This is a genomic window from Rhodococcus sp. BS-15 (assembly GCF_000813105.1).
In the GTDB taxonomy this organism is placed as follows: domain Bacteria; phylum Actinomycetota; class Actinomycetes; order Mycobacteriales; family Mycobacteriaceae; genus Rhodococcoides.
In genome coordinates this window covers 20,566-29,368 of the sequence record NZ_BAOX01000028.1, presented here as the reverse complement: position 1 = coordinate 29,368, position 8,803 = coordinate 20,566, and the positions used below count along the sequence as shown (strand labels likewise).

Here is an 8,803-nt window from a genome sequence, read left to right as displayed (position 1 = left end):
GGGGCGGCCGGCGGCGCGGCGCTCGGTTTCGCCGCGGCGATCGTCGGAGTCAAGATGCATCAGCGCCGGCAGCGAGAAGCCGAGCTCGCCGCGGAGAAGGCCGAACTACAGGGCTTCGACGAAGCGGACTGATTCTCGCGTCGCGAATCAGCAGCGCTCAGTAATACAGGGTGTAAGGATACGTAAAGATATCGGTTCGAACAGTCCGCTCGCAGATCCGCGGTACGAGAGGTATGTTCTGACCGATGACATCGAGATTCCCTGGATGTTTGCGGCTGTGGGTGGGCTGGTCGGAGGCGGGTTCGTAACGCGGACGGTTTCGCCCCCGATGTAAAGAGAGGCTCGGGTCGAGGCCGATGACGACGTGTGAAACCAATCCGTCTTCCATCGCGCCACGAAGCACCAACGAGACCACGTCGGACGTTCACTTTCGGGTGGAGCACGCTAACAGGGAAGTCGAGGCCGTGCGCAGAGACAAGAGTTACCTCAGACTCGTCGGATCGAGCACGCCGCAGCCCACCATCGAGGCTCTCGGCGGACCGAAGACCATTACGGTTCACGTCGACAATGTCCTTCCGGGGCAGATGTGCGAAGTTCTGCACAACGGGATGCTGTCGCTGAGTCAGCGCGTGATCGTGGACGAGAACGCCACCAGCATCACCATCACCACGTTCAACCTCAAGCAGGGTGAGTACAACGTCTCGCTGCGTCTGGACGGACGCCTGGACTGCGTGACCGAAGCGCACACCGTTGCCGTCGGCGAGCAGCTCGAGGTTCGTCGCAGCTCGTAGGACGCAACCGTCAGCTGAGATCCTTCGCCGAAGGCTGGTGCTGGGTGATGCAGTGGATTCCGCCGCCGCGCTCGAACAGCGGCCTCGCGTCCACGGTCACCACGTCCCGGCCCGGGTACGCCTCGCGCAGGATTGCTGCAGCTTCGGCGTCGGACGGGTCGTCGTAACTGCAGGCGATCACGCCGCCGTCGACGACCAGATGATTGATGTAGCTGTAGTCGACGAAGCCTTCGGCATCACGCAGTGTCCGCGGAGCCGGCACCTCCACGATGTTCCAGTCCTCGCCCGAGCCGTCGTGGGTGGAACGCAGTGCGTCGACGATCAGTGAGCCGACCTCGTAGTCGGGGTGAGCCCGATCGTATTGCCGATGCACCAACACCGTTCCCGGCGACGGGATGGCCGCGACGATGTCGACGTGTCCGCGGGTACCGAAACGCATGGAATCACGCGTCAGTCCGCGCGGCAGCCAGATGACGTGCTGCGCGCCGATGGTTCGTGCCAGTTCCGCTTCGATGTCGGCTTTCGACAGCCCGGGGTTGCGGCCCGGATCGAGTTGCACGGTCTCGGTCACCAGCACCGTACCTGCGCCGTCGACCGCGATGCCGCCGCCCTCGTTGACCATCGACGACGTGATGCGCGGTACTGCAGCCTGATTGGCGACGAACTCGCCGATACGGCTGTCCTTGTCCCACTGCGCCCAGTCCTGTGCACCCCAGCCGTTGAAGACCCAGTCGACGGCGGCGACCGAACCGTCCTGTGCATGAACGAATGTCGGGCCGATATCGCGCATCCAGGCGTCGTTCAACGGTGCTTCGACAATGTCGATATCGCGCGAGAGGTATGTCGATGCGACGGCGCGTTCGGCCGGATCGACGACGACGGTCACCGGCTCGAACTCGGCAACAGCGTGTGCGACGGCAGCCACGTGGAGCGGGCCTCGTGCTTGGCCTCCGGGTCGTCGCCGAGGGAGTAGCCCTCGCACGGGAATGCCATCCACACCTTGTCCTGCGGGGCGGTTTCGGACGGCATCGTGAACGTCGTTGCGGTGGTGGTCATTTGATCACCGGCGTCGCAGCGTGTCCGTCACCGTACGGTGCGTCGGCGTTCACCGGCTCGGTGAGGCGGCCGTACGTGTCGGGTCGGCGTGTCAGTAGGAACGGGAAGAGCTCCAACCATTCTCGACGCTGATCGAGGTCGAGATCCGCGACGAGGACGGCCGATTCGTCTCGGGGTGCCTGAACCAGGATGCGGCCGTAGGGATCGGAGATGAACGACGAACCGTAGAAGGTGATCTCGCCTTCGTTGCCGCAGCGGTTGGGTACCACCATGAACAGGCCGTTCGAGATGCCGTGGCCGACGATGACGTGCTGCCACAGCGGTTGGGTGTCGAATGCCGGGAACGACGGCTCGGACCCGATGGCCGTCGGGTACGCGAGAATCTCCGCGCCGCCGAGCGCGTAACTGCGCGCGACCTCCGGGAACCACTCGTCCCAGCAGGTGGGCAGGCCCACTCTGGCACCGCCGAGTTCCGCCGGGGAGTACACGGGATACGGGTCCTCGGCGGGACCGGCCCGGAAGTAGGTGTCCTCGTAATATCCGGCCGAGATGGGGATGTGCAGCTTGCGGGTTCGCGCCAGCAATTCGCCCGTCGGAGAGACCATGATGGCGGTGTTGAACCCCAATCCGTCTGCGGCTTCGGACTTCTCGTACAGCGAGGCATGGACCACGATCCCGTTCGCTGCTGCGGCCTCGGCGGCGAGGGTGAACGTGGGCCCGGTCAGCAGATCCTCGGCCTCGCCTCCCGGGTTGGCTCCGGCGCGGGTATCGGCGGGGTAGCGCAACAGGGTGATCTCGGGCAGGAAGACGACCTTCGCCCCGAGGTCCGCCGCTGCCGCGATGGCGTCGAGCAGTTCGGCCTTCAACGCTGCGGCATCGGGGTTCCAGCGATGCTGCACCAGGCCGACGCGGAGCGGCGCGCGATCGGTCGGGGTGGTTCGAGTCAGGGCCTCGGGCGCGGTGAGTGCGGTGAGTGTCAGCATGCTGATCTCCTGTTAAAACGAATGTGATTCGTTAAGTATCGTGGATGTCTGCCTCGAACGCAACAGATACGGGAGAAATGCTGTGGGACGACCGTCGGCACCCCTGCTCGACCTCGATCGCATCACGACGGCGGCCCTGACTCTCGTCGAAGAGTCGGGTGGATTCACCATGCCCCAGCTGGCCAAGAAGCTGAAAGTGAGTCCGTCCTCGCTCTACAACCACGTGTCCGGACGTGACGAGATCATCGAGTTGCTGCGGGGTCGGGCGATGTCCGAGGTGGAGATGCCGGAGGTCGGTGTGCCGTGGCGTGAGGCGCTCGCCTGCATCGCGCGCGGCTACCGAAACAGCTACGGACGCTACCCGCGGCTGATTCCACTGCTGACGGCTCAGGCCGTGAACAGTAGTGCTGCGTTCGGGATGTACAACACGTTGGCGCGGGTGCTGACAGACGCCGGCTTCGCGCCCGCCGACGTGCTCCGCATCATCACTGTGCTCGACAGTTATGTGTTGGGTTCGGCGTTGGATCTGGCAGCTCCCGAGGCGCCGTGGCTCAGCAGCCGCGACGTGGAGCCGGAACTGAGAGCTGCACTGGACACCGCGGGGGAACTGCAAGAGCGGTCCGAGGATGCCTTCGAGTTCGGGCTGCAGGCGCTTCTGATGGGGCTCGATCCGCGGTAATGGACGTCGAAGCATCGAACTCGGAACATTGTTGATGACAAGAGGGGTTGACATTTAATGACAAGTCAGCTTGACTTTTGACATGAACAGCGCGCTGAGGACCAACGAGGTGCGTGAACATCGAAAGGCTGCGCGGCTGACCCAAGCGGAGCTCGGGAAGGTCTGCGGAGTCTCCCGGCAGAGCATCGTCTCCGTCGAAGGTGGCGACTATGCACCGAGCGTCTACCTGGCACTGAAGCTCGCCAGAGCGTTGGGCACCACTGTCGAAATATTGTTCGGAGACGAGGAGTGACATGAGCGCATTCACCAAGACCATGCGATTCGTCGGCGATCTGGACGACGAATTCTACGACGACGAACGCCAGCGGGATGTGTGGAACGAGGCCTCCGCCGTCGGCTTTCAATTGTTCTACTGGGCTGCAATCATCGGCGCTGCGATTCTGGCGTGGGCGGCGAACACGACCGGAGTGTGGATAGCGCTGGGGACTCTCGTCGTGGCCACCATCATCAGCTACGCAACACTCGGTTACTCGGCTGCGCGTGGGGTAAACATGTACACCGCAACAAAGCTCGCACGGGTGCGTGGGATCGTGGCCGGCGCGATCACGGCAGCCGGTTGCATCGGAGTCCTCGTCAGGCTGCAGCCCGACCTCTACTCGCAGGCGAGCACGTGGGCAGGGGCAATCATGGGTGCCCTCGCCGCGGGCGGCGTTGTTGCACTGTCTATTTGGCAGATGCGTAAGCGCAACGCGCGCTTCGAGGCCGAGGAAATCTGAGCAGCAGTCCCAGGTCGGTCGTCGACGAATCGACGCGACATCGCGACCCGGTGCGCACGCACAGCTTGACCTTGACGCAGCGTCAATGCCGATCATCGAAGCATGAGTCGCATTCGTATTGCTGTCCCGCTGTACATCGGTGGCGCGTCGTTGTCGCTTTTCGGCAACTCGGCCATCACGATCGTCCTGCCCTGGTTGGTGCTGGCGACGACAGGAAGCTGTCGTCGGCAGGTCTGATCGCAGCGGCAGCCGGCATCGCTGCGGTACCGGCAACGTTCGCCGGTGGTCGACTGATCGACCGATTCGGGGCACGCAACGTGGCCGTCGTCTCCGACCTCGGCAGCGCGACTGCGGTACTCGGCCTGATCGTGGTGAGCGCAACGGTGGGGTTGTCGGTGCCGTGGTTCGTGGTGCTGGGAGTCGCAGGCGCGGTCTTCGATGTTCCGGGGATGACGGCTCGCCAAGCGATGCTCGCCGACGTCGCGTCGATCTCGGGAACGTCGGTCACCACGGTGGCCGGGTTCTTTCAGACCGGGTTCTCACTGGCCTTCCTGGCCGGACCGGCTCTGGCAGGCCTGCTGTTGAGCGTGCTGGATCCGATCGACGTCGTAGCCGTCACCGCCGCCTCCTCGGCGGCCGCAGCGGTGCTGACTGCGTTGGTTCCGGTCATGGGGCAGGCATTCCCGACTGCTGCCACGGGGTCCGGGAGTGCCCTGGACCTGATCCGTGCCACGCCCGCACTGCGAGCGATGCTGATTTTCGCGTTCCTCGCGAGTCTGGTCACCCCGCCGATGATCAGCCTGCTGCTGCCCGGCCACTTCAACGAGATCGGCGAACCCGGGCAGCTGGGCCTGGCGATGTCGGCGTTCGCGGTCGGTGCACTGGCGGGGTCGGCCCTGTTCGCTTTGTTGGCCGCCCGATCGCGACGGGCCACCTTCGTGACGGGAATGGCAGCGATGACGGCAGGCATCTGGCTGTTCGCCCAGCTGCAGGGATTCTGGATCGTCGCGGCCGGGATGCTCGTCATGGGTCTCGGATCCGGGCTCTTCGGTCCGATCTGGAACGTCTACGTGGCCGAACGCGTTCCCGCAGACGTCCGGGGGCGCGTCCTCGGCTGGCTGAACATGAGCGGGCTTGTGGCGGGTCCGATGGGGCTGGGACTGATGTCGGTGGTGCTCGTCGGCGGTGATCTCGCTCTCGGGGCCGTCGTGATGGGAGTCGGATGGACCGCTGTCGCTGCCTATGCGGTGCTGAGTCCGGGTGCGCGTGAGCTCACCGAACCTGTGCCGGACTCTGCCGGGGTGGACGGTTGATCGGCAAGAATGGTCGCCATGCTGCGCATCGGTGAGCTGGCTTCCTACGTGGGAGTGACGACCCGAACCGTGCGGTTCTACCACCAGCAGGGGCTGTTGGACGAGCCACACCGCGACACTTCCGGCTACCGCCTCTACGACGGGGAGGCCGTCCTGCGGCTCTCCCGCGTCGTTGCTCTTGCCTCGGCCGGTGTGCCACTGGCGCGCGTCCACGAGCTGCTCGACGCCTCGCAGGAATCACTCGACCTGGCCTTGGTCGAGATCGACGCCGATCTGAGCACCAGGATCGAACGTCTCGAGAAGGATCGCGACAGACTCAGGCTGCTGCGTGCAGGCGACGCGCTGGTCCTTCCCGATCTGATCGTCGGCTTGATCGAGCACCTGCGCGAAGCGGGCATCGACTCCGGAGTGGTCGATCACTATCGCGATGCCTGGGTGCTGACGTATGCCGTCTACCGGCCCAGGCTCGATCCCTGGCTGGAGGAATTCGGTGCCGTCATGCTCCGGGACCCGGGCTATCTGGCACTGATGGTGCGCTCTTTTCGAGCAGCCGAGCTCGAACCCGAGGACCCACGGATCCAGGAACTCGCGGACGACACGGTCGAGTGGATGATGAACGCCTGGGACGGTGATGCCCTGGAGTGGTCGTTCGAGCGCGTTCTCGACGACCCCCGAGCCAACGCACTGCTCGAGGCTCAGTGGGCCGACCGGCCTGCCTGGGTGCGGGTCGGCGAGCTGATCCTGCAAGGCCTGCAGCAGCGTGGCGTCGAGCTCCCGGGCGTCGACGAAGTCCAGGGGGATCGTCAGTCTTCGACGATCAGTGACGGAGTATCGCGGCGGAGGATGTTGCCCTTGAAGAACTCCGGCTTGCGCAGTGCTACCACCGCCATGACGACCATGCCGAGAACGATGATGCCCACGCCGATGAGGAACACCATCCCGATGCCGAAAAGCGAGGAGCCACTGCCGAATTCAGGATCCCAGGCGTCGACCGAGGTCTGCACGAACACCACGGCCATCCCGACCCCGCCGAGTAGCGGTGCCAAGAACTTGAAGAAGAAGTTCCGGGTGCTGGTGAACAAGTCCTCGCGGAAGTACCAGACACAGGCGAATGCGGTGATGCCGTAGTAGAAGCAGATCATCAGTCCCAGAGCGGCAATGGTGTCGGTGAGAACGTTGTCGCTCACCACCCGCATCACGGCGTAGAAGCCGGCGGATGCCCCGCCTGCGACGAGCGTCGCGAAGCCCGGAGTGCTGAATCTCGGTGTGATGGAGGCGAACCGCTTCGGTAGGGCCTGGTAGTGACCCATCGCGAGCAAAGTACGCGCCGGTGAGATGAACGTGGCCTGCAGTGAACTGGCGGAGCTGCTCAACACGGCCAGTGACAGCAGGATCGCGAAGGGACCCATCACCGGCCCGGCGAGGGCGGCGAACACGTTGTCGGTGGTGTCGGGATTCTGCAGTCCGTTTCCGGTGTCACCGGTGCCTGCGAAGAGCAGGGTTGCCACTGCGGTGAGCAGGTACAGCACGATGATGAAGAACACCGTGACCAGCGCTGCGCGCCCGGGAATCTTTGCGCTGCCCGAGGTTTCCTCGTTGACCGTCAGACAGACGTCCCAGCCCCAGTACATGAAGATCGACAGCGACAGGCCGGCGGTGAAGGCGGAGAAGCTCGGGATACCGAACGGGTCGAACCAGTCCAGGCTGAACGAGATGTCCTGGGCCCCGTCGCCCGCCCGCACCTTGACGAATGCGGCGATGATGAACCAGGCCATCACCAGCAACTGGAACCCGAGCATCGTGTACTGCACACGCTTGGTCTCCTGCATGCCGCGGTAGCAGAGCCACGCCGCCAACGCCATGAACACCAGGCACGTGACGATGTTGACGAGCTTGTTGCCGGTCAGGTCGGCCAACGAGTCGTTGCTGGTGACCTGGGCGAGAAAGAGATAGAAGAAGTCGACGGCCACTCCGGCCAGGTTCGAGAGCACGATGATGGTGGCCGCGATCAGGCCCCAGCCACCCATCCAGCCGACGTACGGGCCGAAGGCCTTCGACGCCCACGTGAACGACGTGCCGCTGTCGGGCTCGGCCGCGTTGAGCTCTCGATAGCCCAACGCTACCAACAACATCGGGATGAAGCCGACGATGAAGATCGCGGGCAGGTGCACCCCGACCTCGGTGACCGTCGGGCCGAGCGACGCGGTGAGTGCGTACGCGGGTGCGATGGTCGAGATGCCCAGGACCACACTGGCGAGCAACCCGAGCTGGCCGGCGGACAGGCCCTTGGACTCGACGTCGACTACCTTGTGCTCATTCATCGCCGGCCTCTCTCGGAACAACGATCATCGGAACGGGAACGACCCGAAGCATCTTGGCGGCAACCGATCCCAGGAAGAGACGGTGAGGTTGCGCGAGTCGAGACGACCCCACCATCAACACGTCGCCGTCGTGCCAGTCGAGCGAAGAAGCGGCCTTCTCGATGCCGGAGCCCTCCGCCACCCTCAGCTGCACGTCCGATCCCGCAGGCAATTCCGCTTGCACGGTACGCAGCACTTCCTCGGCCTTGGCGAGACCACTCTGTCCCCGTGTCGATTGCTCTTCGGCGGACACGAGGGAGAGCAGGCGCAGTGGCAACTCTGCGGTGACGGACAGGTCGGTGGCTGCTTCGACGAGTTCTGCTGCCCCCGGCCGATTTCCGATGGCGCAGGTGATCTCCCGAATCCGCTGCGGCGGAGAATGCCGATACCCCCGCGGAGCCAGCGCGAGCGGCGCATGCGCCACGTGCAGCAGATCGCTGGTGACGGTACCGATCGAATGGCGTCCGAGCAGACCGTCACCGGCCGCACCGACCACGATCATGTACGCATCGAACTCGTCGTCGCCTTCGGTCGTTCCGCAGGCTCCACTCCTGGCCGCGTCGAGCAGGCCCTGTGCGAAGGACTCGTCGAACAACAGGTGCGCGCGTGCCTGCACATCATCGGGTACGAGGGTGAGTGCCTCGTCGAGCCAGGCGGTGGCCCGATCGATGAGGATGTCGTCGTATGCGGCCTCGACCGGCGCTTTGGACGGCACCGGACGCTCCTGCGGCAGCACCAGACAGATGTCCAGCGAAGCCTGCAGCGAACGCGCGAGCGTTGCGCCCAGGGCGATTCCGTCCGCGCCACTCGGTGTTGCCTGGTACCCCACGATCAGACGCATGGGC

Annotated in this window: 8 protein-coding genes and 2 pseudogenes; 6 read left to right on the top strand and 4 right to left on the bottom strand. The window is 64.6% G+C overall.

Going from position 1 to position 8,803, the window contains the following annotated elements; all coding sequences use genetic code 11:
• Window positions 1–464: 464 nt before the first annotated feature.
• Window positions 465–791, top strand: a complete 327-nt coding sequence (locus RHBS_RS06125) for a hypothetical protein (RefSeq protein ID WP_128645149.1) — start codon at window positions 465–467, stop codon at window positions 789–791.
• A gap of 10 nt (window positions 792–801) precedes the next feature.
• Here RHBS_RS06125 and RHBS_RS06120 read toward each other — a convergent pair.
• Window positions 802–1,820: pseudogene (locus tag RHBS_RS06120) on the bottom strand (agmatine/peptidylarginine deiminase).
• Window positions 1,821–1,843: 23 nt separating this feature from the next.
• On the bottom strand, window positions 1,844–2,830 hold the full coding sequence (locus RHBS_RS06115; protein ID WP_128645148.1) for a nitrilase-related carbon-nitrogen hydrolase: 987 nt from the start codon (window positions 2,828–2,830) through the stop codon (window positions 1,844–1,846).
• Between the two features lie 82 nt (window positions 2,831–2,912).
• On the opposite strand from RHBS_RS06115, the gene RHBS_RS06110 reads away from it, so the two are divergent.
• From RHBS_RS06110 to RHBS_RS30260, 5 genes and pseudogenes are all read left to right on the top strand, one after another.
• Window positions 2,913–3,509, top strand: coding sequence for a TetR/AcrR family transcriptional regulator C-terminal domain-containing protein (locus tag RHBS_RS06110; RefSeq protein WP_237669037.1), 597 nt, complete (start codon window positions 2,913–2,915; stop codon window positions 3,507–3,509).
• Between the two features lie 82 nt (window positions 3,510–3,591).
• A complete protein-coding gene (locus RHBS_RS06105; RefSeq protein WP_128645146.1) occupies window positions 3,592–3,801 on the top strand; it encodes a helix-turn-helix transcriptional regulator in 210 nt (69 codons plus the stop codon).
• A 1-nt stretch (window position 3,802) separates the two neighbouring features.
• Window positions 3,803–4,285, top strand: coding sequence for a DUF2029 domain-containing protein (locus tag RHBS_RS06100; RefSeq protein ID WP_128645144.1), 483 nt, complete (start codon window positions 3,803–3,805; stop codon window positions 4,283–4,285).
• 50 nt (window positions 4,286–4,335) lie between these two features.
• Entirely contained in the window at window positions 4,336–5,598 is a 1,263-nt protein-coding gene (locus RHBS_RS06095) for an MFS transporter (RefSeq protein WP_187298394.1), read from the top strand.
• A gap of 9 nt (window positions 5,599–5,607) precedes the next feature.
• Window positions 5,608–5,814: pseudogene (locus tag RHBS_RS30260) on the top strand (MerR family transcriptional regulator); the annotation flags it as partial.
• Window positions 5,815–6,401: 587 nt separating this feature from the next.
• On the opposite strand, the gene RHBS_RS06085 reads toward RHBS_RS30260, so the two are convergent.
• Together RHBS_RS06085 and RHBS_RS06080 are read right to left on the bottom strand one after the other, a co-directional pair.
• Window positions 6,402–7,919 (bottom strand): APC family permease, encoded by a 1,518-nt coding sequence (locus RHBS_RS06085; RefSeq protein WP_128645139.1) that lies wholly within the window; start codon window positions 7,917–7,919, stop codon window positions 6,402–6,404.
• Window positions 7,912–8,799: a universal stress protein gene (locus RHBS_RS06080; RefSeq protein ID WP_128645138.1), complete on the bottom strand. Its 888-nt coding sequence runs from the start codon at window positions 8,797–8,799 to the stop codon at window positions 7,912–7,914. Before RHBS_RS06080 ends, RHBS_RS06085 begins: the two co-directional genes overlap by 8 nt.
• Between the last annotated feature and the right edge of the window lie 4 nt (window positions 8,800–8,803).